General features: G+C 76.4%; 18 protein-coding genes. 10 read left to right on the forward strand and 8 right to left on the reverse strand.

What is annotated here, in order from left to right; translation table 11 throughout:
- Window positions 1-161 precede the first annotated feature (161 nt).
- A complete protein-coding gene (locus ACFV1L_RS28565; RefSeq protein WP_380371065.1) occupies window positions 162-1,265 on the forward strand; it encodes a mechanosensitive ion channel family protein in 1,104 nt (367 codons plus the stop codon).
- Window positions 1,266-1,272: 7 nt separating this feature from the next.
- On the opposite strand, the gene ACFV1L_RS28570 is transcribed toward ACFV1L_RS28565, so the two are convergent.
- On the reverse strand, window positions 1,273-2,223 hold the full coding sequence (locus ACFV1L_RS28570) for a polysaccharide deacetylase family protein (RefSeq protein WP_380371067.1): 951 nt from the start codon (window positions 2,221-2,223) through the stop codon (window positions 1,273-1,275).
- A gap of 110 nt (window positions 2,224-2,333) precedes the next feature.
- Here ACFV1L_RS28570 and ACFV1L_RS28575 point away from each other — a divergent pair, with 110 nt between their 5' ends.
- Together ACFV1L_RS28575 and ACFV1L_RS28580 are read left to right on the forward strand one after the other, a co-directional pair.
- Window positions 2,334-4,850, forward strand: coding sequence for a SpoIIE family protein phosphatase (locus ACFV1L_RS28575; protein WP_380371069.1), 2,517 nt, complete (start codon window positions 2,334-2,336; stop codon window positions 4,848-4,850).
- An 83-nt stretch (window positions 4,851-4,933) separates the two neighbouring features.
- Window positions 4,934-6,514: a sensor histidine kinase gene (locus tag ACFV1L_RS28580; protein WP_380371108.1), complete on the forward strand. Its 1,581-nt coding sequence runs from the start codon at window positions 4,934-4,936 to the stop codon at window positions 6,512-6,514.
- A 36-nt stretch (window positions 6,515-6,550) separates the two neighbouring features.
- On the opposite strand, the gene ACFV1L_RS28585 is transcribed toward ACFV1L_RS28580, so the two are convergent.
- The 3 genes from ACFV1L_RS28585 to ACFV1L_RS28595 all read right to left on the reverse strand — a co-directional run bounded on the left by ACFV1L_RS28585 (window position 6,551) and on the right by ACFV1L_RS28595 (window position 8,638).
- Window positions 6,551-6,886: a hypothetical protein gene (locus ACFV1L_RS28585; protein ID WP_380371071.1), complete on the reverse strand. Its 336-nt coding sequence runs from the start codon at window positions 6,884-6,886 to the stop codon at window positions 6,551-6,553.
- A 95-nt stretch (window positions 6,887-6,981) separates the two neighbouring features.
- Window positions 6,982-7,872: a hypothetical protein gene (locus ACFV1L_RS28590; protein ID WP_380371073.1), complete on the reverse strand. Its 891-nt coding sequence runs from the start codon at window positions 7,870-7,872 to the stop codon at window positions 6,982-6,984.
- Window positions 7,873-7,924: 52 nt separating this feature from the next.
- Entirely contained in the window at window positions 7,925-8,638 is a 714-nt protein-coding gene (locus ACFV1L_RS28595) for an AAA family ATPase (RefSeq protein WP_380371076.1), read from the reverse strand.
- A 214-nt stretch (window positions 8,639-8,852) separates the two neighbouring features.
- On the opposite strand from ACFV1L_RS28595, the gene ACFV1L_RS28600 reads away from it, so the two are divergent.
- From ACFV1L_RS28600 to ACFV1L_RS28610, 3 genes are all read left to right on the forward strand, one after another.
- Window positions 8,853-9,719: a RimK family alpha-L-glutamate ligase gene (locus ACFV1L_RS28600; protein ID WP_380371079.1), complete on the forward strand. Its 867-nt coding sequence runs from the start codon at window positions 8,853-8,855 to the stop codon at window positions 9,717-9,719.
- On the forward strand, window positions 9,716-10,471 hold the full coding sequence (locus tag ACFV1L_RS28605; protein WP_380371082.1) for a RimK family alpha-L-glutamate ligase: 756 nt from the start codon (window positions 9,716-9,718) through the stop codon (window positions 10,469-10,471). Before ACFV1L_RS28600 ends, ACFV1L_RS28605 begins: the two co-directional genes overlap by 4 nt.
- 165 nt (window positions 10,472-10,636) lie before the next feature.
- Entirely contained in the window at window positions 10,637-12,349 is a 1,713-nt protein-coding gene (locus ACFV1L_RS28610) for a GAF domain-containing protein (RefSeq protein WP_380371085.1), read from the forward strand.
- 135 nt (window positions 12,350-12,484) lie between these two features.
- On the opposite strand, the gene ACFV1L_RS28615 is transcribed toward ACFV1L_RS28610, so the two are convergent.
- Entirely contained in the window at window positions 12,485-12,841 is a 357-nt protein-coding gene (locus ACFV1L_RS28615; protein WP_380371088.1) for a winged helix-turn-helix transcriptional regulator, read from the reverse strand.
- A gap of 96 nt (window positions 12,842-12,937) precedes the next feature.
- Here ACFV1L_RS28615 and ACFV1L_RS28620 point away from each other — a divergent pair, with 96 nt between their 5' ends.
- The 3 genes from ACFV1L_RS28620 to ACFV1L_RS28630 all read left to right on the forward strand — a co-directional run bounded on the left by ACFV1L_RS28620 (window position 12,938) and on the right by ACFV1L_RS28630 (window position 15,367).
- Complete coding sequence (locus tag ACFV1L_RS28620; protein WP_380371090.1) at window positions 12,938-13,828, forward strand: NAD(P)-dependent oxidoreductase; 891 nt, start codon at window positions 12,938-12,940, stop codon at window positions 13,826-13,828.
- 73 nt (window positions 13,829-13,901) lie between these two features.
- Window positions 13,902-14,630, forward strand: coding sequence for a class I SAM-dependent methyltransferase (locus ACFV1L_RS28625; RefSeq protein WP_380371092.1), 729 nt, complete (start codon window positions 13,902-13,904; stop codon window positions 14,628-14,630).
- A 212-nt stretch (window positions 14,631-14,842) separates the two neighbouring features.
- Entirely contained in the window at window positions 14,843-15,367 is a 525-nt protein-coding gene (locus ACFV1L_RS28630) for a GNAT family N-acetyltransferase (RefSeq protein ID WP_380371095.1), read from the forward strand.
- A gap of 587 nt (window positions 15,368-15,954) precedes the next feature.
- On the opposite strand, the gene ACFV1L_RS28635 is transcribed toward ACFV1L_RS28630, so the two are convergent.
- On the reverse strand, window positions 15,955-16,767 hold the full coding sequence (locus tag ACFV1L_RS28635; RefSeq protein WP_380371098.1) for an isocitrate lyase/phosphoenolpyruvate mutase family protein: 813 nt from the start codon (window positions 16,765-16,767) through the stop codon (window positions 15,955-15,957).
- Window positions 16,768-17,036: 269 nt separating this feature from the next.
- Between ACFV1L_RS28635 and ACFV1L_RS28640 the strand changes: the two genes are divergently transcribed.
- Window positions 17,037-18,236, forward strand: a complete 1,200-nt coding sequence (locus ACFV1L_RS28640; protein WP_380371100.1) for an alpha/beta hydrolase family protein — start codon at window positions 17,037-17,039, stop codon at window positions 18,234-18,236.
- 66 nt (window positions 18,237-18,302) lie between these two features.
- Here the strand turns inward: ACFV1L_RS28640 and ACFV1L_RS28645 are convergent, their stop codons facing one another.
- Window positions 18,303-18,989, reverse strand: a complete 687-nt coding sequence (locus ACFV1L_RS28645) for a response regulator (RefSeq protein ID WP_380371103.1) — start codon at window positions 18,987-18,989, stop codon at window positions 18,303-18,305.
- Complete coding sequence (locus ACFV1L_RS28650) at window positions 18,986-20,170, reverse strand: sensor histidine kinase (RefSeq protein ID WP_380371105.1); 1,185 nt, start codon at window positions 20,168-20,170, stop codon at window positions 18,986-18,988. Before ACFV1L_RS28650 ends, ACFV1L_RS28645 begins: the two co-directional genes overlap by 4 nt.
- Between the last annotated feature and the right edge of the window lie 86 nt (window positions 20,171-20,256).

Here is a 20,256-nt window from a genome sequence, read left to right on the forward strand (position 1 = left end):
CCCGCGTATGCCCGGCGACGGCGAACCCATTTCGACCGGATCCGGTCCGTCGCCCGGGGGTGTGAACCGGCGCGCTGCGGAAAGGCGGCCTCTCGGCCCCGGCTGCCCTGCCGGGGCCCGGCCGGACGGGGCCGGGGCACGGAATCGAGGAGGCGGACGGCGTGTGGTGGAGTGCGGTGCGGCTCACGGCGGCGGGCGCGGCGGTGGCGCTGGTCCTCTACTGCTGCGACCGGGTCGCCGAGGTGACGGCGCGTCGGCTGGCCGCCCGCTCCCGCACTCTCCCGGACCTGCTGCGCGGCTGCCGGCGGCCGATCCTCGCGGTCGCGGCCTGCGGTCTGCTGCTCGCCGCCGGGCCGTGGGTGCGGGCGCCGGAGGGCATCGCCCACCTGCTGGTGCTCGCCACCATCGGCTCCTGCGCCTGGCTGGCCGCCCGCGCCGCCGTGCTGGTGCTGGACGGCGCCGTCCGCCTCGCGGTGCGCCGGCGCGATTCGGCGTGGGCCGGGCGGGCCCGCACCCAGGCGGGGCTGCTCGGGCGCATCCTGCAGGCCGGGATCGCGCTGCTCGCGCTCGCCGCGATGCTGATGACCTTCCCCGCGGTGCGGGTGGTCGGCACCAGCCTGCTCGCCTCGGCGGGCCTGGTCGGCGTGGTGGCCGGCATCGCCGCGCAGAGCGCGCTGTCGAACCTGTTCGCGGGCATCCAGATGGCCTTCGGCGACCTGGCCAGGATCGGCGACGTGGTGGTGGTCGGCGGCGAGTGGGGCACCGTCGAGGAGATCACCCTGACCGCCGTGGTGATCGCCACCTGGGACCAGCGGCGGATCGTCATGCCGATGTCGTACTTCGCGGGCCGCCCGTTCGAGAACTGGTCGCGCCGCTCGTCCCGGATCACCGGCACCGCCCTGCTGCACCTGGACCACAGCACGCCCGTCGACCTGCTGCGCGCCGAGTTCGAGGACTACCTCGCCAAGCACCCGTGCTGGGACGGCGAGGGCAGCGCCCTGCAGGTCGTCGACACCACTCCCAGCACCCTGGTGGTCCGGGCGCTGGCCACGGCCGCCAACGCGGACGACGCGTTCACGCTCCGCTGCGACCTGCGCGAGCACCTGGTGGCGTTCCTGCGCGAGCGCCACCCGCAGGCGCTGCCCCGGGTCGCGGTCTCCACCGTTCCGGGCCCGCGCACCGGCGATCCCGCGCACCCGGCGACACCGGGCCCGCACAGCGGCGAGCCCGAGGAGCCGGACGCCGCCCCGGGGCGGCGCGGTTGACGGGCGGTCAGAGGTAGTCCTCCAGGCGGGCGACGGCGAAGCCCTGCGCGGTGGCGGTGTCGACGACGCGGCGGAGCATGTCGGCCATGCTGCCGCGCCAGCCGGGGGCGGGGGCGCGGAAGTGGGTGAGGACGATGTCGCCGGGGTGCAGCTTCTGGTCGGCGTAGCGGTACTCGAGGTGGTCGGGGAAGGCTTCCTCGGTCCACAGCGGGACGGCGGTGATGCCGCAGGAGGCGGCGGTGCGCAGCGCGGCGTCGGTGTACTCGCCGTACGGGGGCCGGAACAGGCGGGGGCGGGCGCCGAGTTCCTGTTCCAGGCGGTCCTGCTGGCCGCAGATCTCCTTCCGGAGGGCGTCCGCGCCGAGGCGGCGCAGGTCGGGGTGGTTGATGGTGTGGTTGTTGACGCTCACGCCGTGGTCGCGCAGGGCGCGGAAGTAGTCGTAGTCGGAGCGTGCCAGGTAGTCGGAGAGGAAGACGGACATCGGCACGTGGAGCTCGGCGGCCATCGCGGCGAACTCGGGGTCCTTCTCGGCGCCGTCGTCCACGGTCAGGAAGACCACGTTGTCGTCGGTGGGGACGCGGCGGACGACCGGCGGCAGGCCGTCGGCGAGCAGGACGTTCGGTCCGGCGGTGAGGGCGGGCCGGTCGGCGGGCGGGGCGGGCGCCTTGAGCGGGACGGCGGCCAGGCCCCAGCGTTCGGCGGCGAGGGCGAGTTGACGCCGGGTCAGGTCGCGTTCGGCGGCGCCGAGCCGGCTGTTCGGCTCCTGCCCGGTCGCGCCCTGCGGCAGGACGGCGGCCGGCCGGGCGGCGGCGGGCGGCGCGGCCGGGGCGGAGGCGCGGGTGGCGGACTCGTCGCGGGGATGGAGCGAGGAGCAGCCGGCGGCCAAGGCGGCGAGCGCGGTGAGGGCGGCCAGGCGGCGGTGGCGCGGGGCGCCGCGGTCACGGTTCTTCGTCGGCATACCAGCAGACGATCCCCTTGTCGTATCAGATGCAATCGGGTGGTCACCCGGACGGACCGCCGCCGTCCCCCGTTTGACACCCCCCGCGCGACCGGCGTACAGAGAAGAACATGCGCCCGGGCGTCCCGGCGGACCCCTCCCGACCGCCACCGCACACCGACCCGGCTGCGCGCACCGGCCCGCCGCAGGACCCCGCCCGCCCGCAGCCCGGGACCGACCGCGCCCCGCCCGAGGACCCGGGCCCGCGCTGGGACGCGGCCGCCGAACCGCTGCTCGCCGACGGCCTGCTGCGCGCCGTCCGCACCACCTCCGCCTACGGCGGCGTGCTGTACCTGCGCTCGGAGGACCGCCGCTCGCTCGCCGTCGCCACCGTCGTCGGCATCCCGCTGCAACTGCTCGAACCGTTCCGCCGGATCGCCGTCGCCGCGCCGCTGCCCGCCGCCGACTCCTACCGCGGCGGGCGCACCATCGTCCTCGCCGACGCCGACGACACCATGCGCCGCTACCCGCAGCTCGCCGTCGGACTCCCGTACGGGCAGGCCTCCGCCACCACGCCCGTCACCGCCGGCGACCAGACCTTCGGCGTGATCGCCGTGTTCTGGCCCGCCGACGGCACCGGCCCGCCCGCCGCCACCCGCCGCCAGCTGCGCACCGCCGGCAACCGCCTCGCCACCGCGCTGCTGCCGTACGGCGACCGGGTGCACGCCGAGGGGCACCCCGCCGTGGTACCGCTGCCGGTGCCCGGCGGCGACGGCATCCGGCTCGGCTTCTTCGACTGGGACCTCACCGACCAGCGCCTCGCCGTGGACGAGGACCTGCGCGAGATCCTCGGCCTCGGCCAGTTCGACGGCCGCGGCGCGACCCTGCTGGAGCGGATCTCGCCCGAGGACGTCGCCCTGATGCGGGACGCCGCCCGCCGCGCCGCCCACGACGGCCTCCCGTTCACCCGCCGGGTCCGACTGCGCGACCCCGGCGGCGGCCATCGCCTGCTCGACCTGCACGGCCACCCCGTCCCCGGGCCCGCCCCGCGGCTGGTCGTCGCCGTGGTCGACGCCACCGCCGCCGCGGCCGCCACCGCCGCCGTCGAGCGACTGCGCGACGGCGTGTTCGCACTCGACCCCGACGGACGGACCGGCTACCTCAACCGCAGCGCCGAACTGCTGCTCCACGCCACCCGCGACGAACTGCTCACCCACCGCCCCTGGGACGTGCTGCCCTGGCTCGCCGACCCCGCCTACGAGGACCGCTACCGCTCCGCGATGCTCTCCCAGCAGCCCACCGCCTTCCTCGCCCGCCGGCCCCTCGGCCACTGGCTGGCGTTCTCGCTCTACCCTGACGCGCACGGCCTGACCGGCCGGATCGTCCCCGCCGCGCCGAGCGCCGACGTCACCCTGCCCGAGGCCCCGCCGGCCACCCCCGCGTCCGTCGGCAGCGTCTACCACGTGCTGCAACTCGCTTCCGCGCTGACCGAGGCCGTCACCGTCAAGGAGGTCGCCTCCGCCGTCATCGACCAGATCCTGCCCGGCTTCGGCGGCCAGGAACTCGCCCTGTACCTGGCCCACGCCGGACGCATGCACCTGGTCGCGGAAAGCGGTTACCAGCCCGGCTTCCTGGACCCGTTCGAAGGCACCCCGATCCGGGCCCGGCTGCCCGGCACCGAGGTGTTCACCACCGGTGCGCCGATCTTCTTCGAGTCCGAGCGCGAACTCGCCGCCGCCTACCCCGGCCTGCCCCGCGACGAGATGCAGGCCTGGGCGTTCCTCCCGCTGATCGCCTCCGGCCACCCCGTCGGCAGCCTCATCCTCGGCTTCGACCGGGCCCGCTCCTTCACCGCCGAGGACCGCTCCGTCCTCACCGCCCTCGGCGGCCTGATCGCCCAGGCCCTGGAACGCGCCCGCCTCTACGACGCCCAGGCCGCCGTCGCCCGCGGCCTGCAGAGCGCCCTGCTGCCGCACCGCCTGCCCGAGATCCCCGGCCTCGACATCGCCGCCCGCTACCTCCCCGGCACCCGCGGCATGGACATCGGCGGCGACTGGTACGACGCCATCCCCACCTCCGACGGCGTCGTCCTGATCATCGGCGACGTCGAGGGACACAGCGTCAAGGCCGCCGCCCTGATGGGCCAACTCCGCAGCGCCGTACGGGCGTTCGCCAGCAGCGACGACCCGGTGGAGACCGTCGCCCGGCGCACCAACCACCTGCTGGTCGACCTCGACGCCGGCCTGCTCGCCTCCTGCTGCCTGCTGCGCCTCACCCCCGCCACCCGCACCCTGCGCGCCGTCCGGGCCGGCCACCCGCCGCCGCTGCTCCGCACCCCCGACGGCCGCACCGACCAACTCGACCTGGACGGCGGCCCGTTGCTCGGCATCGACCACGACCTCGACTTCCCCGTCACCGGGACCCGGCTGCCGCCCGGCGCGACCCTCGTCCTCTACACCGACGGCCTGGTCGAATCCGCCGGCTCCACCATCACCGAGGGCATCGACCGGCTCCGCACCACCCTCGCCCACGCCGCCACCCCCGCCCTCGACCCGCTCGCCACCCTCCTGCTCGGCCAGGCCCACCACCAGGACCACCGCGCCGACGACGTCGCCATCCTGATCGCCCGCCTCGCCGACACCGCCTGAGCGCCCGCGCCGGGCCGTCCCGGGGCGTGGGTCCGGAGGCGCGTCCGGGCGGGGGAGGGCGGGCGGCTAGGGTCGGGGGTGTGATGCGAAAGTGGGTGGGGCGGGCGTTCCCGGGGCCCTGGTCGTGGTGGCCGGTGGCCCGGGAGGCGCTGGGCGGGCTCGTGGTGTGCGGGCTCGCGGCGCTGTTCCAGGCGGTGGACAGCGGGGGGTGGCCGTCGGGGGCGGTGGTCGCGGTCTGCGCGGTGCTGTACCTGCTGCGGCGCGGGCTGCCGGGCCCGGTCCTGGTGCTGGCCGCGGCGGGCGCCGGCGGGCCGAGCGGCTTCCTGCCGCTGCTGGTCGCGGCCGGCTACTCGGCGGGCCGGCGGATCACCAGGCCGTGGCACGCGCCCGCGTACTTCGCCGCCGGCTTCGTGCTCAACCTGGCGACCGGCGTGCTGCAGAACCAGCGCGACCACCTGCCGCTGCCCGCCCTGTTCGGGGTCTGCGTCGTCGGATACCTGCTGGTCGGCGTGCTGCCCGCGCTGTTCGGACGGTACCGGGCGCAGCGCAGCGCCCTGCTGGACAGCCTGCGCGAACGCAACGAACAGCTGGTCCGCGAGCGGGTGATGATCGCCCGTCAGGCGCGGCTGCGCGAACGCCACCGGATCGCCCAGGACATGCACGACAGCCTCGGCCACCAGCTCGCCCTGATCGCCGTGCACACCGGCGCCCTCGAAGTGGACCGCACCCTCGGCGCGCAGCAGCGCGAGGCGGTCGGCGTGCTCCGGCAGGCCGCGACCGGCGCGATGCGGGAGCTGCGCCAGGTGGTGGGCCTGCTGCGGGAGGACGCGGCGCCGGCGGCCGGCGGCGTGGACGCGATCGACCGCCTGGTGGAGTCCTCGCAGGCGGCCGGCGCCCAGGTGGAACTGCGGCACGAGGGCGAGCCGCGCGAGCTCGCCGCCGCGGTCGGCCACGCCGCGTACCGGATCGCCCAGGAGGGCCTGACCAACGCGCACAAGCACGCGCCGGGCGCGCCGATCGTGGTGACGGTCCGCCACGAGCGCGACGCGGTGATCGTGGAGGTGGTGAACGGGCCCGGCGGGGACGGCACTTCGGCGGTCTCCGGCGGCCAGGGCCTGACCGGCCTGCGCGAACGGGCCCGGCTGCTGGGCGGCGTGGTGCAGGCCGGCGGGCTGCCGGACGGCGGCTTCCGGCTGGGCGGCCGGCTCCCGTACGCCTCCGAGGGGGCGCTCGCCGCCGTCCCCGAGGACGAGGAACTCCAGGCGCTGGCCGACCGGTTGATCGGCCCGGAGAAGCGCCGCCGGAGCCCGGCGCTGGGCTGCGCGCTGGGCGCGGGCGCGGTGCTGGTGGTGGTCGGAGTGGTCGCCGCGGTCGGCGTGCTGATGTTCATCAGCTCGATGCGGGACGCCACCGTGTCGACCAAGCTGTACGACTCGGTCGAGGTCGGCCAGTCCGAGGAGGCGGTGAACGGCCGGCTGCCGGTCGGAAGCGACTTCCTCACCGGCGAGTTCAAGCGGATCGGCCCGCCGGTGCCGGACGGCGCGCACTGCCGCTGGTTCGCGGGTGACGTGCCGTCCGGCCCCGAGGGCGACCAGGACGTGGTGCGGTTCTGCTTCAAGGACGGCGTGCTGGTGGAGAAGCAGCACTTCCGGGGCAAGGTGTAGGCCCGCGGCGCCGTCGCCGCACCCCGGCCGGGCGGGTCAGCTCGCCGCGATCCCCAGTTCGGCGAGGCGCTTCGCGTGCTCGTGGTGGATGCGGGCCAGCGCCCGCGGCCGGTACGGGTCGTCGGCGGCGATGGCCGCCGCGGCCTCCAACGCCTCGTCCAGCAGGCGCAGTTGGAGGTCCCGGCGGAGCAGCACCGGGTGGTGGCGGGTCAGTTCGATCGCCGCCAGGGCCAGCTTCGGCAGGTGCACTGCCGGATTGTCGAGGGCCAGCAGGCGGTGCGCCCGGTAGGCCTGCCAGGGGGTGGGGGGTTCACTGCCGGCCAGCAGCACCCGGGCGCGCAGGGCCAGTTCCTGATCCACGTGGGCGGACACACGTCTCCCGTCGACTCGTCCGAAAGGGGGGAATGCGGACGAGTCTGCGGCCGAACGGGCCGGTGGGACAAGGGAGAACGGGTGTGCTCCGAGTCCTACCGCGAGCGCTCGTGAGCAGGCAGAATAGGGGTCGACACGCTGCCGGAGGGGTCCGCGCCGGCCGCCACTGCCGCCAACCGGGCCTCGACGGCGTCGAGTTCTGCGGACGCCCGGGCGCGCAGCGCGGGCAGCAGGGTGAGGGCGGCGCGGGCCGCGTCCGGGTCGGCCTCCGGGTCCTGGTGGGCGGCGGAGACGGCGGCGCGCAGCGGCAGGGTGGCCAGCGCGGTCTCCCACGCGGTGCGGTGCACGCCCGTCGCGTAACGGGACGTCAGGAACTCCAGCGGGGTCAGCGCGAGGCCGTCCGGGTCGGCCGGCCCGGCGAGCGACGGCTCCGGCAGCAGCCAGGCGACGCCGTCCCGGGCCACCAGGTCGAACGCGCGGGCCAGGTCAGGCCCGTTCGCGCCCCGCCCGGCGGCGGCCGACGCGGCCGCCAGCAGCCGCTCCAGCATCGCCGCCTCGCGCGGGTCGGCGGGCCGGTCCGGGTGCTCCTGGTCGGCGAGCTGCTGCTCCAGGTGGTAGCGCTGGCCCCAGCTGCCCACCGAGCGGTGCATCGCCCCGGCCCGGGTCTCCCGGATCGCGGCCAGCGCCAGCGCCCGGGTGGTCAGGTCGCGCCGCACCGCGAGCCGCTCCTCGGCCGGGAACAGCCGCTCCAGCGCGCAGCGCACCGCGGCGACCGTCGGCCCGTCGTACCAGCGCAGCGTCCAGCGGTGCCCGGCCTGGTCGTACTGCGGCTCGATCGGGACGCGGAACTGCACGGACAGCCGGTCGGCGATCCGCCGCACCTGCGGGCCGCGCTGCGGCCGCGGCCCGTCCGGCGGCTCGGGGCGCTCTGGCGGGGGCGCGACGTCCGCGGCGGCGGCGTCCGGGGTGCGCTCGGGGGTGGCCATGGCCGGAGACTAGCCAGCGCCGGGCCGGGCGGCGGGCGACGCGCGGGGCGGCTCAGCCGTTCGCCGCAGCGCCCGCCACCGCCCGGGCCGGGCCGGACTCCGCCGCCGGCCGCGGGGCGGGCACCTGCTGACGGCCCGTGAGCTGCGACGCCGTCAGCTGCTCGGCCGCCGGGCCGGGCGGCGCGGTGAACGCGATGACGGCCAGCCGGGCTGCGGACGCCCGCGGCAGCAGCACCGCCGACGCCACCCCGGGCGGCAGCGGCACGTCCGCCGCGACCAGGGCGCGCAGCGCGGCGCCGGCCCGGCGGTGCCGGGCGAACGCGTACCGGGAGACCCGCCGGCCGCGCCGCCGCTGCCCGTCCACGGCCTGCGCGGGCGTCGCGTCCAGCAGCAGCAGGTGCATGCCGCGGCCCTGGCGCCGGGCGGTGCGGGCGATGGCGCGGCGCACCCACGGCAGCGCCCCGCAGTCGTGCACCACCAGCGGCCCGCCGGCCCGCAGCGCGGCCCGCAGCCGCAGGTAGTGGGCGATCCGCACCAGCGGCCGGTACAGCGCGTACGGGACGCCGGGCAGGGCCGCCGCGAACCGGGCCCGGGTGTGCTGCGAGTCGATCACCCGGGCCCGGGCGCAGCGCGCCATCAGGGTGCTCTTGCCGCTGCCGGGCAGGCCGGAGACCACCAGGACGTCACCCGCCGGGTAGGCCAGGACGGCCGGCGCGGGACGGTCCGTCAGATCGTGCCGGCCGTACGGGCGCAGCTGTGGATGCACACGGTCCCCCTCAAGAGCGTGCCAAGACGACGTCATGCCAACGTCATGCCCCGGGCAAGGGGTTCCAGACCTGCGGCAATGCGGCTGTGACGTGCCTGTGGCCGTTCCCGGACACCCTGGGCGCTTCCGGGCCGAAGAACCGTGACAGGGTGGACCGATGCGAACGGCCCCACGGCGAGCGCACGGGGGGACAGAGGGGAATGGGTGGGCACAGATGAGGTTCTGCTTCCTGGTCGAGGAGCACTACCGCAACGACGGGATGCCGATGGCGGTGGTGCACCAACTGCGGTCCGCCGGCCACCGGGTGGACGTGCTGCGTCCCGGCGCCGACCTGCTCGACCTGGCCCGGCTGGTCCGCAGCGGCAAGCACGACGCGTGGGTGCTGAAGACCGTCTCCGGCGGGCCCGGCCTCGGCCTGCTGGAGTCCGCCGCCGCGGCCGGCCTGACCACCGTCAACGACGCCCGGGCGATCCGCCCGGTCCGCGACAAGGCGCAGGCCGCCGTCGTCGCCGCCCTGCACGGCCTGCCGATGCCGCGCACCTGGGCCGCCGCCGACCCGGCCGCGTTCGCCGCGATACCCGGAAAACGCTATCCGCTGGTCGTCAAGCCCGCCGACGGCTCCTCCGGCCGCGCCGTCCACCTGGTGCGGAACCCGTCCCAGCTGGCCGGGGTGACCGCCCCCGCCGACGGCGGCCTGCTGATCGCGCAGCCGTACGTCGCCAACGACGGGCTCGACCTCAAGGTGTACTGCGCCGGCGGCGAGTTCTTCGCCACCCAGCGCACCTCGCCGCTGCACCCGCACCGGCCCGCCACCGAACGGCCCGTCCCGCTGCCGCGCGAGGTCGCCGCGATCGCCGCGCAGGTCGGCGAGGTGTTCGGCCTGGACCTGTACGGCCTGGACGTGCTGCTCGGACCGGACGGCCCCGTCGTCGTCGACATCAACGACTTCCCGAGCTTCCGTCAGGTCCCGCGCGCCGTCCAGCGGGTGGCCGACGCCGTGGTCCGGCTCGCCCGCACCGGCTCCTCCTGGCCCACCCCCGGCGCCGACCCGCTGCTCGCCCCCGCCCCGGCCGCCCGGTGACCGCCCTGCGGATCGCCCTCCTGGCCCGCGACCCCGACCATCCGCTGCTCGCCGCCACCCGCCGGATCCTGCACGGGCAGGGGCACCTCACGGTGGACGCCGGGCAGGACGCCGACCTGCTGCTGCTCAAGGCGCGCACCCCGGACGCGCTCCGGCTCGCCCGCCGCCACGAGCGGGCGGGCACGCCCGTGCTCAACTCGGCCGCCGCCACCGCGTCCTGCCAGGACCGGGCCGCCATGGAACAGCGCGCCCGCGGCGCCGGCCTGCCGTTCGCGGCCACCGTCGCCGACGGAGTCCTCGGCCGGCTCCCCTGGCACGGCCCGGTGGTGGTGAAGAGCCGGCACAGCCGCCGCGGCGACCTGGTCGCCCGCGCCGACACCGCCGAGCAGTGGCGGGCGCTCGCCGCGCAGTGGCCCGAGGAGCCCGTCCTCACCCAGCACCCGGTGGCCGGCGACGGCTGGGACCGCAAACTGTGGGTCGTCGACGGCCGCCTGTTCGCCGAACAGCGCCGCTCCGAACTCCACCCCGGCGGGCCCGCCCGCCGCCCCTGGACGCCCGGCCCGGAGGAACGCGCCGTCGCCCTCGCCGCCGGGCCGGCCTTCGGCCTCGACGTGTACGGGATCGACCTGCTGCCCGGCCCCGACGGCCCGATCGCCGTCGACGTCAACGCCTTCCCCGGCATCCGCCACCAGGCCGGCGCCCCCGAGGCGCTCGCCGCCCTCGCGGTGCGCACCGCCCGCGACGGGGGCTGACGGGGACGAACCGCCCCCGCCCGGTGCCGGGCGGGCGGCCCGGCCGTGGGGCGCCCGCCCGCGGCCCGCCGCCCCACGACACTCCGGCCCACCCCGTCCGTCCACCCCCGCCGGGCCGTCTGCGAGAATCGGGCGGCAGCAGGCCCACGGACGAGGAGGAACGCGGTGCGCCAGGAGGAACCCCGGTCGCGGCTTCCCCAGCTTCGGCTGGACGAACTGCTGGCCGAACTGCAGGCCCGGATCGACGTGGCACGCGGCACCCGGGACCGGGTGCACAGCCTGCTCGAAGCCGTCCTGTCGGTCGGCCGCGAGCTGGAACTCACCCAGGTGCTGCGCCGAATAGTCGAGGCGGCGGCCGTCCTCGCCGACGCCGAGTACGCGGCGCTCGGCGTGATCGGCCCCGACGGCGACAGCCTGTCGCAGTTCCTCACCGTCGGCCTCGACGACGAGGCGATCGCCAGGATCGGCCCCTACCCGACCGGCAAGGGCCTGCTCGGCGAACTCATCCGCCACCCCGAGCCGCTGCGCCTGGACGACCTCACCCAGCACCCGGCGTCCACCGGCTGCCCCGCCCACCACCCCGAGATGCGCACCTTCCTGGGCCTGCCGGTCCGGGTCCGCGACGAGGTGTTCGGCAACATCTACCTGACCGACAAGCGCGGCGCCGCCGGGTTCGACGACGACGACGAGTCGGTGATCGCCACCCTCGCCGTCGCGGCCGGCGTCGCCATCGACAACGCCCGCCTGTACGAGGAGGCGCAGCGCCGCGAGCGCTGGCTGACCGCCACCGCCGAGATCAACCGCCGCCTGCTGTCCGGGAGTTCCCGCACCCAGGTGGTCGAGCTGATCGCCCAGCGGGCGTGCGACATCAGCGGCGCCCGACAGGCCGACGTACTGACCGTGCTGCCCGACGGAAGCGGCCTGCGCACGGACCTCTCCTACGGCGGCGACCTGACCGGCCGGATGGGCGCGGACGTCCCGCTGGAGGGCACCATCTCCGGCGCGGCCTGTGCCCAGGGCGCCCCGGTGACCTCGCCCGACCTCGCGCAGGACCCGCGCTACCCGGCCGTGGCGGACCGGTACGCGGGCCTGGGGCCGGCCGTCGCGGTGCCGCTCGGACGGGCCGAGGGCCACACCGAGGGCGTGCTGCTGCTGGTACGGGGCTTCGGCGAGCCGGAGTTCACCGAGCGCGAGCTCGACCCGCTGCTGGCCTTCGCCGACCAGGCCGCGCTCGCCCTCGAACTGGCCGAACGCCGGCGCGACGCCGAGCAGTTGGCCGTTCTGGAGGACCGCGACCGGATCGCCCGGGACCTGCACGACCTGGCCATCCAGCGGCTGTTCGCCACCGGCATGACCCTGCAGAGCGCGTCCCGCTTCATCGAGCACCCCGGCGCCTCGGACCGGGTGCTGCGGGCGGTCGGCGACCTGGACGAGACCATCAAGATCATCCGGTCGACGATCTTCGGGCTGCGGGTCCGCGAGGCGGCCCTCGGCCAGGGGCTGCGCGCCCGCGCCGTGCAGGTCGTCGAGGAGGCGCACTCCGCGCTGGGCTTCGCCCCCCGCCTCAGCATGGAGGGCCTGCTCGACACCGACGTCCCGCCCGCGGTCGCCGACCACCTGGTGGCGGTCCTCGGCGAGGCCCTCAGCAACGCCGCCCGGCACGCCAAGGCCGGCCGCGTCGAGGTCGCCCTCCAGGCCACCGGCACCCAGGTCGCCCTCACCGTCCAGGACGACGGCGTCGGCATCCCCGCCCAGGGCCGCCGCAGCGGCCTGCGCAACCTCGAAGAACGCGCCCGCACCCTCGGCGGCACCTTCACCCTCACCGCGCCCCCGGCCGGCGGCACCCTCCTCAACTGGACGGTCCCGCTCGGCCACTGACGCCTCCGCACCGTCCGGCACCCGGTGCGGGCCCGCACTCGCCGAGCCCCACCGGGATCGACTCGACCGGCCCGACGCCACCCCTCCGGCCCGACAACCCCGGGCTGCGGGGCCGGTGGCGGGCAGGGGCCCGGGTCAGCCCGTCTCCGGGGCTCCCCCGGTCCGCCGCCCGCGGCCCCAGGCGGCCAGCGGTTCGAGCGCGTCGTTGAGACGTTCGCCGTCCGCCGTCAGCGAGTACTCGACGCGCGGCGGCACCTCCTCGTACGAGACGCGCCGCACGACGCCGTCCGCCTCCAACTCCCGCAGGTGCGAGGCCAGTACCTTCTCGGTGACCCCCGGAAGCAGCCGGCGGAGCTCCCCGAACCGGCGGCACGGGTGCTCGTGGAGCGCCCACAGGATCAGCACCTTCCACCTGCCGCCGATCACCTCCATCGCGGTGTCGATCCCGCAGACGTGCCCGTCCACCGTGGCCGGCCTGTTCGACGTCGCCATGCCCCACCCCTCCGACCTGCTCGCTCACCCCGGGGTAACCACCCACCTCGAAGTGCGTACTTGATCACCTCCGGGCCCTGGACCAGCCTAATCGGCATGGCACACACCACCGTTGACCCCACCGGCAAGGCCCCCGTCACGCTGCTCGGCCTCGGCGCGATGGGCACCGCACTGGCCCGCACCTGGCTGGCCGCCGGCCACCCCCTCACCGTCTGGAACCGCACCCCGGCCCGCGCCGCGGCCCTCGCCGCCGACGGCGCGACCGCCGCCGCCACGGCCGCCGAGGCGGTCGCCGCGAACACCCTGGTCGTCGTCTGCCTGCTGGACGACGCCTCGATCGACCAGGCCCTCGCCGGCGCCGACCTCACCGGCCGCGACCTGGTCAACCTGACCACCACCACGCCCGAGCAGGCCCGCGCCCGCGCCGCCTGGGCCCGCGAGCGCGGCGCCCGCTACCTGGACGGCGGCATCATGGCCGTCCCCCCGATGATCGGCGTCCCGCAGGCCGGCGGCTACGTGTTCTACAGCGGCCCGCGCGACCTGTTCGACCGTCACCGGCCCACCCTGGCCGTCCCGGCCGGCACCCGCTGGGTCGGCGAGGACCCCGGCTTCGCCGCCCTGCACGACGTGGCCCTGCTCAGCGCCATGTACGGCATGTTCGCCGGTGTCGCACACGCCTACGCCCTGATCCGCAAGGAGGACATCGACCCGGCCACGCTGGCGCCCCTCCTCGCCGACTGGCTCACCGCGATGACGCCCGCCGTCCACGAGACCGCCGACCGGCTCCGCACCGGCGACTACACGACGGACGTCGTCTCCAACCTCGCCATGCAGGTCGCCGGCACCCCCACCTTCCTGGCCACCGCCGAACGGCAGGGCGTCAGCTCCGAACTGCTCACTCCCTACTTCGACCTGATGCGCCGCCGCCTCGCCGAGGCGGACGGGAGCGAGGACCTGACGGGCGTGGTCGACCTGCTGCTGCGCTGATCCGGGAAGCGGCGGGCGGCCCGGCCGGTGAACCCGCCCGGTTCCGCCCGCCGGAATCGGGCAGGTTCACCGCATGACCACCTCTGCGCTGTCCTTCGGTTCCGCGGCCCGCCTGTACGACTCGATCCGGCCCGGCTACCCGGCCCGGGCGGTCACCTGGGCCCTCGGCGCCGAGCCGCTGCGCGTCCTGGACCTGGGGGCGGGCACCGGACTCCTGACCGGCGCCCTGCGCGCCGCCGGCCACGAGGTGGTCGCGGTCGAGCCCGACGGGCAGATGCGCGCCGTGGCCGCCGAACGCCACCCGGGCATCCCGGTGCTCGCCGGAAGCGCCGAGGACATCCCGCTGCCGGACGGGGCCGTCGACGCCGTCGTGGTCGGCCAGGCCTACCACTGGTTCACCCCGCAGGCCGCGCTGCCGCAGATCCACCGGGTGCTGCGCGCGGGCGGCGTCCTCGCCGCGATGTGGAACATCCGCGACGACCGGACCCCGTGGGTGGCCGCGCTCTCCGCCGTCGTCGGCAGCGAGGACTTCGGCCTCCAGGAGGCCTGGCCGTACGGGCCGGTCACACCGTGGTTCACCACCCCCGAACGCGGCCTGACCGAGCACACCGTGACCGTCCCGACCGCCCGCCTGACCGACCTGGTGCGGTCCCGCTCCTCCTACCTGACCGCCGCCCCCGCCGAACAGGCCCGCCTGGACCGGGAGCTCACCGAACTCGCCGCCACCGACCCGGCCCTGACCGGCCGCCACACCGTCGAGATGCCCTACCGGACGTGCGTCTACCGGATGCGCCGGGCCTGAGGCGACCTGCGGACCCGGCGCGGGCCGGCGGCGGAACGGGACGCAGCGGAGGCGACGCGTTCCCCGACCCCCGGTCCGCCGGGCCGTGCCGCCCGTGAGACCCTCGTGATCACGGGCCCCGTCGGCGGCTCCCCGTGCCAGGGGTGGGCGCGGCGCCGACCCGGGCGCCGCACCCGTACATCCGTCGAACGCCCCGCCGAGGAGACCGCAGCGTGGAAGCCGCTCCCATCCGCACCGACCGGCTCACGCTGCTGCCCTTGCGGGTGGAGCACGCCGACGAGATGGCCGACGTCCTGTCGGACCGCGCACTGCACGCCTTCATCGGCGGCGCGCCCGACACCGCCCGGACCCTGCGGGCCCGCTACGAACGCTGGACGGCCGGCTCGCCCGACCCCGCCGAGTCCTGGTGCAACTGGGTGCTCCAACTCCACGACACCGCCCGCCTGGCCGGCACCGTCCAGGCGACCGTCACCACCGGGGAGCACGGCCCCACCGCCGAGATCGCCTGGGTGGTCGGCACCCCCTGGCAACGGCGCGGCCTCGCCACCGAGGCGGTCCGCGGCCTCGTCACCTGGCTCCGCCGACAAGCCGTCCTGACGATCACCGCCCACATCCACCCCGACCACACCGCCTCGGCCGCCGTCGCCACCGCCGCCGGCCTCACCCGCACCGACCACTGGCACGACGGCGAACTCCGCTGGCAGCTGTCCACCACTGACGGCCCCTCGGACCGCTGATCCCCCGGCCTCGCCGACACTGGTCGGGCAGTGGGTCAATCGGCCCTGGTGAAGCGGTCGTTGGGCTCCGGGTAGTCGATGGCCTGCTGGGGGATTCGTAGTTGCCGGTGTGGTACAGGCCAGGTCGAGGGTGGCGGTGTTGGGGGTTTGGGCGCCATCAGGAGCTGAGGTTGACGCCGTTGGCCTCTCCTTCGTCGGGCAGTGGGTCAATCGGCCCTGGTGAAGGGGCTGTTGGGCTCCGCGTAGTCGATGGCCTGCCGGGGGATCCGTAGTTGCCGGTGTGGTACAGGCCAGGCCGAGGGCGGCGGTGTGGGGGCTTGGGCACTGTCGGAGGCGAGGTTGACGCCGTTGACCTCGCCTTCGTCTGGCAGTGGGTCAATCGACCCTGGCGAAGGGGCTGTTGGCCTCCGGCTAGTCGATGGCCTGTGGGGGGCGTAGTTGCCGGTGTGGTACAGGCCTGGCCGAGGGTGGCGGTGTGGGGGGCCTGGGCGCCATCAGGAGCGTTGGGGGCCTGGGCGCCATCGGAGGCGAGGTTGACGCCGTTGGCCTCTCCTTCTTCGGGCCGCTGATCCCGATCGGGTAGTGGGTCAATCGGCCCTGGTGAAGAGGCTGTTGAGCTCCGGGTAGTCGATGGCCTGCCGGAGGGATTCGTAGTCGCCGGTGCCGTACAGGCCGAGGGCCGCGTGTCGGGCGGCGGCGTAGGCGGCCTGGGCGACGCCGGAGCCGAGGCTGACGCGGGCGACGCCCAGGGCGGCCAGGTCGGACACCGGGGGAGTGCCCGGGCCCGCCATGATGTTGAGGGGGACGGTGAGGGCCGCGGCCAGCTCGCCGATGACGGCGGGGTCGGTGACGCCCGGGACGAAGATGCCGTCGGCGCCGGCGTCGATGTAGGAGCGGGCGCGGCGCAGCGTCTCCCGCAGGCGGGTGGCGGGGTCGCCGAGGCCGAGGAGGTAGGTGTCGATGCGGGCGTTGACGAACAGGTCCGCTCCCGCCTTCCGGGCGGCGTCGCGGGCGGCGGCCAGGCGTTCGGTGAAGACGTCCGGCGGGCGGGTTCCGTCCTCGATGTTGATGCCGACCGCGCCGGCGTCCAGGACGCGGGCGACGGTGTCGGCGACCTCGGCGGGGCCCGTCCCGTAGCCGCCCTCGATGTCGGCCGTCACGGGCACGTCGACCGCCGCCGCGATGCGGGCGACGACGTCCAGCACCGACTGCCGGGGGACGCGGTCCCCGTCCGGCGCGCCGAGGGACCAGGCCGTTCCGGCGCTGGTGGTGGCGATCGCGGGCGCGCCGGCGGCTTCGACGACGCGGGCACTGGCGACGTCCCAGGCGTTGGCGAGGGCGAGCGGACGGGCGGACGTGTGCAGGGAGCGGAAGAGCGCCGACTTGAGTGCGTTGACCATGCCCCGAAGCCAACCAGCAGGTGCGGCCGTCGTCCGGCGGGAAAACGACACGGACGTCCGCAGCCCCGGGCCTGCACGCGCCCCCTCGCCGCCGTGGGCCGGGCGGCTTCGGCCCGCGGGGCGGTCGGGCGACAGACCCTGGCCGGCGCAACGCGGACAGCCCGACCGCCGTCCCCCTGCGGGCGGAGGCCGGGTCCACCCCGGAGCGGACCGGAAGATCCGCTCCTGAGCAGACGTCAGGTCCGGTGGCCGGGGCCTAGGTTCGGGGCATGACCAGTACCCGACGGGCGGCCGGCGCCGCCGCACTCGCCCTCCTGCTGCCGCTGCCGGTCGCCGCCGCGGCCCCCGCCTTCGCCTTCGCGCCCGCGGCCTCCGCCGCTCCCGCCGCTCCCGCGGCCTCCGCCGCGTCCGCCCCGGCCGGGCTCGCGTTCGAACTCCCGCAGCCGACCGGCCCGTTCGCGGTCGGGCGGGACCTGCTGCACCTCGTCGACCAGCAGCGCCAGGACCCCTGGGTGCCGTCGGCGGGACCCCGGCAGCTGATGCTGTCGATGTACTACCCGGCGCGGGCGGGCAGCGGGACGCCCGCGCCCTACATGACCACCGAGGAGGCCCGGCTGTTCCTGGCGGCGAAGGCCCCGGGCTCCGGTCTGCCGCCGGAGGCGCTGGCCGCCACCGGCACCTGGGCGCGGACGGGCGCGCAGCCGGCGCCCGGCCGGTTCCCGCTGGTGCTGCTGTCGCCCGGGTTCACGTTCCCGCGCGCCCTGTTCACCGGCATCGCCGAGGACCTGGCCGGCCGGGGCTACGTGGTCGCGCTGATCGACCACCCCTACGAGTCGACCGGCGTCACCCTCCCGGACGGCCGGACCCTCACCTGCGCCATCTGCGACCAGCCGCCGGCGGGCGGGCCGGCGGCCATCGCCGAGAGCCGGGCGAAGGACGCCTCCTTCGTGATCGACCGGCTGACCTCGAACCGGTCGCCCTGGCCGCTCGCCCGCCTGATCGACCGTCACCGGATCGGCATGGCCGGCCACTCCATCGGCGGCGACGCCGCCGCCTCGACGATGGCCGCCGACCCCCGCGTCCGGGCCGGGGTGAACATGGACGGCAGCTTCTTCGCCCAGGTGCCGGCCACCGGCCTCGGCGGCCGGCCGTTCCTGCTGTTCGGCGCCGCGGGCGACGAGGCCCCCGGCATGGACCCCAGCTGGGACGAGGCGTGGAGCCGCCTGGACGGCTGGAAGCGCCGCCTCACCGTCGCCGGCGCCGAGCACGGGACCTTCGGCGACCTGCTGCTGCTCGCCCGGGCTGCGGGCCTGCCGGGCGCCCCCGGCGCGATCGACCCGGCCCGGGGCATCGAGATCACCCGGACCTACCTCGGGGCGTTCTTCGACCTCCACCTGAAGGGCGAGCCGCAGCCGCTCCTCGACGGCCCGTCCCCGACCCAGCCCGAGGTCGCCGTCCAACTCCCGTGACCGGCACACCCGGTGCGCTCCGGCCCGCCCGACGGGCCGGAGCGCACCGGGCCCGACCGGGGCGGCTCAGCCGGACGGCGACACCAGACCCGCGTCGTAGGCGGCGATGACCAGGTGGACCCGGTCCCGGGCGTTCAACTTGGCGAGCAGGCGGGCGACATGGGTCTTCGCGGTGGCGGGGCCGATGAACAGCTGCTCGGCGATCTCCCCGTTGGACAGGCCGCGGCCGACCAGCGTGAGCACCTCCCGCTCGCGGTCGGTGATCGCGGGCAGCGGGCGCTTGGGGACGGGCGGGCCGGGGCGGGCGGCGAGATCGGCGATCAGGCGGCGGGTGACGCTCGGGGCGATCAGGGCGTCGCCGGCGGCGACCACCCGGACGGCGGCGAGGATGTCGACCAGCGCCATGTCCTTGACCAGGAAGGCGCTCGCACCGGCCCGCAGCGCGGCGTACACGTTCTCGTCGTCGTCGAAGGTGGTCAGGACCAGCACCCGCGGCACCGGCCCGGCCGCGCCCGCGGTGAGCAGCCGGGTGGCCTCGATGCCGTCCATGCCGGGCATCCGGATGTCCATCACCACCACGTCGGGGCGGAGCTCCCCGGCCAGCCGGACGGCCTCCGCCCCGGTGGCCGCCTCGCCCGCGAGCTCCAGGCCGGGGGAGTGGGCGACGGCCAGGCCGAGCCCGGCGCGCACCAGTTCCTGGTCGTCGGCGAGCAGGACCCGGATCGCCGCCCCGCCGTCCGTGCCGGGCGTCATGCGGGCAGCCTCGCCGCGACCCGGAAGCCGCCCCCGGGGCGGGCCCCGGCGCTGAACCGGCCGTGCAGCAGGGCGACCCGCTCGCGCATCCCCGAGATCCCGTACCCGGTCCCGGGGGCCCGCCGCCCGGGCGGCGAGCCGCACCCCTCGTCGACGACCTCCACGTCCAACTCTCCTTCCCGGTAGTCGATGCGCACCTCGCAGCGGCCGACGCCCGCATGCCGCAGGACGTTGGTGACGGACTCCTGGACGATCCGGAACGCCGCCAGGTCGATCTCGGGCGGCAGCGGGCGCGGCTGCCCGAGCCGCCGCACCTGCACCTCGACGCCCGCCTGCGCCATGGTCTCCGCCAGCCGGTCGACGGCCTCCAGACCGGCGGGCGGGGCGGCGTCCGAAGGATCCCCGGCGCGCCGGAGCGAGACGAGCATCCGCCGCAGGCCGGCCAGCGTCTCCCGGCTGGTCGCCTCGATGGCGTCCAACGCCCGTCGCGCGCCCGCGGGTTCGACGTCCAGGACCAGGCGCGCCGCGCCGGACTGGATCGCGATCACGCCGATGCTGTGGGCCACCACGTCGTGCAACTCCCGGGCGATCCGCAGCCGTTCGGCCGCGATCGCCCGGTCGGCGGCGTGCGCGCGCAGCGCCTCCCGGTAACGGCGCTGCTGGCGGACCGAGTTGCCGACCGCCCAGGGGATCGCGATGCCCGCCGCGGCGGCGGCCGCTGTGCTGGCGAAGTCGCTGAACTGCTCCGCGCCGCCCATCGTCGACACCTCCTCGACCAGCCAGACCCCGAACGAGGCCGCGGCGGAGAGGGCGGCGACCCGGCGGGGACGCACCGCAGCGAGCCAGCCGATCAGGCCGTCCGTCGCCAGGTGGAACGGCCAGGCCTGCTCGCCGAGCAGCAGCGCCACCGCCGCCGACTCGGCCAGCAGCACCCCGAGGACCCGCTCCGGCCGCCGCAGCGACCAGCCCGCAGGCAGCGCCAGCGCCACCGCCAGCGCGGCCCGCACCCCGAGGCCGACCACGAACACCGGGCGCAGCAGCCCGAACGGCGGCGACATCCGGTAGGTCGTCGACAGGAAGAGCACCAGGGCGAACAGCGCGGCCGCGCACCAGCTCAGCGCCGACCGGACGGCCGACGGAAACCGCATCGGCCACGGCGCGCGCGGCAGGTCCCGATCCATGCGGTGATCGTAGCCAGCGGCCCGGCCGCGCGGCGTGGCGCCCACGCGGTGCGGCCCCCCGGGGGGCCGCCGGCGGCGAGAGGGGC

The organism is Kitasatospora sp. NPDC059646 (genome assembly GCF_042734615.1).
In the GTDB taxonomy this organism is placed as follows: domain Bacteria; phylum Actinomycetota; class Actinomycetes; order Streptomycetales; family Streptomycetaceae; genus Kitasatospora.

What these genes read in the sequence shown, in the direction of transcription:
- ACFV1L_RS28645 (WP_380371103.1), bottom strand. Translation starts at nt 18,989, where the DNA reads ATGACGCCCGGCACGGACGGCGGGGCGGCGATCCGGGTCCTGCTCGCC.
- ACFV1L_RS28575 (WP_380371069.1), top strand. Translation starts at nt 2,334, where the DNA reads ATGCGCCCGGGCGTCCCGGCGGACCCCTCCCGACCGCCACCGCACACC.
- ACFV1L_RS28590 (WP_380371073.1), bottom strand. Translation starts at nt 7,872, where the DNA reads ATGGCCACCCCCGAGCGCACCCCGGACGCCGCCGCCGCGGACGTCGCG.
- ACFV1L_RS28600 (WP_380371079.1), top strand. Translation starts at nt 8,853, where the DNA reads ATGAGGTTCTGCTTCCTGGTCGAGGAGCACTACCGCAACGACGGGATG.
- ACFV1L_RS28570 (WP_380371067.1), bottom strand. Translation starts at nt 2,223, where the DNA reads ATGCCGACGAAGAACCGTGACCGCGGCGCCCCGCGCCACCGCCGCCTG.
- ACFV1L_RS28640 (WP_380371100.1), top strand. Translation starts at nt 17,037, where the DNA reads ATGACCAGTACCCGACGGGCGGCCGGCGCCGCCGCACTCGCCCTCCTG.
- ACFV1L_RS28620 (WP_380371090.1), top strand. Translation starts at nt 12,938, where the DNA reads ATGGCACACACCACCGTTGACCCCACCGGCAAGGCCCCCGTCACGCTG.
- ACFV1L_RS28635 (WP_380371098.1), bottom strand. Translation starts at nt 16,767, where the DNA reads ATGGTCAACGCACTCAAGTCGGCGCTCTTCCGCTCCCTGCACACGTCC.
- ACFV1L_RS28615 (WP_380371088.1), bottom strand. Translation starts at nt 12,841, where the DNA reads ATGGCGACGTCGAACAGGCCGGCCACGGTGGACGGGCACGTCTGCGGG.
- ACFV1L_RS28650 (WP_380371105.1), bottom strand. Translation starts at nt 20,170, where the DNA reads ATGGATCGGGACCTGCCGCGCGCGCCGTGGCCGATGCGGTTTCCGTCG.
- ACFV1L_RS28580 (WP_380371108.1), top strand. Translation starts at nt 4,934, where the DNA reads ATGCGAAAGTGGGTGGGGCGGGCGTTCCCGGGGCCCTGGTCGTGGTGG.
- ACFV1L_RS28625 (WP_380371092.1), top strand. Translation starts at nt 13,902, where the DNA reads ATGACCACCTCTGCGCTGTCCTTCGGTTCCGCGGCCCGCCTGTACGAC.